The sequence below is a fragment of the Nocardiopsis sp. TNDT3 genome (assembly GCF_003427465.1).
GTDB classification, from domain to species: Bacteria; Actinomycetota; Actinomycetes; order Streptosporangiales; family Streptosporangiaceae; genus Nocardiopsis; species Nocardiopsis dassonvillei.
Map to the genome: position 1 here is coordinate 1 of NZ_QPFC01001029.1, position 1825 is coordinate 1825.

The following is a 1825-nucleotide window of genomic DNA, read 5'->3' on the forward strand; positions in this document are numbered from 1 at the left end:
GTGGTGGGGGGCGGTGGTCCCCGGGGCGTCCCGGGGACGCACTCACTCGGGCCGACGATCGGCCTTCTCGTACGCGGCGGTCCTGCGCTGGGCGGCCGCGATGCGGGCGGTGTCGAGCTTGTCGCCGCGGTCGAACCGGTAGACGCCGTTGCGTTCCTGGAACACGTCGGTGAGCTGCGTGTAGCAGTAACCGAACATGTCCGGGTCCTCCAGCAGCACGCCCGTCAGACCCTCGAAGCGGGTGTGGAACTCCTCCGGGGTCCTGGGGTCGTCGCCGTACCCCCACGACTGCTCGCCGCCGTCGGTGCCGGGGTCCCAGCGGATCCCGCCGAACTCGCTGCAGAAGTAGGGCTGGCCGCGGTAGGGCACCGACCAGTCGCGGCCGTCCGCGCCGCGGTTGACGTAGGGGTCGTCCTGGGCGAGGCCGCTCATCTGCTTGCGGAACGCCTCGGGGTCCTGCTCGTAGCTGTGGGAGTCGTAGACGTCGGTCTCGGGGACCCGGTGGGCGTATCCGGAGGCGTCCACCACCGGGCGGGAGGGGTCGATCGCCTTGGTGGCCAGGAACATCGCGCGGGTCACGTCGTCCAGCGCGGTGAAGCGGTCGTGCAGCCGTTGGAAGGTCTCGTTGAGCGGGCACCACCCGACGACGCTGGGGTGGGAGTAGTCGCGTTCCACGGCTTCGGTCCACTGGGCCACGTAGGAGGCGTCCGGCCGCTGGTTGTCGTCGGCGGGGCCGCCGTGGGCCGCGCACCCCCAGTCGCCGAACTCGCCCCAGACCAGGTAGCCGAGCCGGTCGGCGTGGTAGAGGAAGCGCTCCTCGAAGACCTTCTGGTGCAGGCGGGCCCCGTTGAACCCGGCCCGCAGACCCAGTTCGATGTCGCGCACCAGGGCGGCGTCGTCGGGCGCGGTCATCAGCCCGTCGGGGTAGTAGCCCTGGTCCAGGACCAGGCGCTGGAACACGCGTCGGCCGTTGATCAGGATCGCCTTGCCCTGGACGGAGACCGACCGCAGGCCCGCGTAGGACCCGGCCCGGTCCACCACCCTCCCCTCGGCGTCCAGCAGTTCCAGGCGCAGCGTGTACAGGTGCGGGTCCTGCGGCGACCAGGCGCGGCGCCGCTCCACCGGCACCGCCAGTGTCAGCCGGGGCGCGGTGTCCAGGTCGGCGCGGGCCTCGGCGGCGGTGACCTCGCCGTCCCCGTCCTCCAGGACGGCGCGCACCCGCAGGCCCTCGCCGCTGCCGGACAGCGGCAGGAGCAGGTGGAAGGCCCCGTTGGCCAGGTCCGGGGTGATGCGGGGGCGGCGCAGGTGCGTGTCGGGGACCGGTTCCATCCACACGGTCTGCCAGATCCCGGTGGTGCGCGTGTAGTGGCATCCGGTGTTGGCGTACCAGGTGGCCTGCTTGCCGCGGGCCTGGAAGCCGTGTCGGCTGTCGCGGGCGCGCACGACCACCACGGCCTCCTCGCCGGGAGCGGCGACCCCGGACAGGTCGGCGGTGAAGGGGGTGAACCCGCCGCGGTGGCGGACGACCTCCGTGCCGTTGACCCACACGGTGGTGTCGTGATCGACGGCCTGGAAGTGCAGTAGGACGCGCCGTCCCGCCCAGGCGTCGGGGACGCGGACGGTGCGCCGGTACCAGACCGCCTCCATGAAGTCGGTGTCGCCCACGCCGGACAGCTCCGACTCCGGGCAGAAGGGGACGGTGATGGTGCCGGAGAGTCCGGCCTCGCGCAGGCCCCGTTCGAGCCCGCTGTCGCCGCGGTCGATCTCGAAGTCCCAGGTGCCGTTCAGGCACAGCCAGTCGGGGCGGGTGAACTGCGGGCGCGGG

The 1825-nt window shown here is 72.7% G+C and carries 1 protein-coding gene; it reads right to left on the minus strand.

Annotated elements, in window-relative coordinates; all coding sequences use genetic code 11:
• Positions 1–42 precede the first annotated feature (42 nt).
• Positions 43–1825, minus strand: a 1783-nt coding sequence (locus DQW06_RS23300) for a glycoside hydrolase family 2 protein (RefSeq protein WP_117199316.1), incomplete at its 5' end; no start/stop codon positions are given.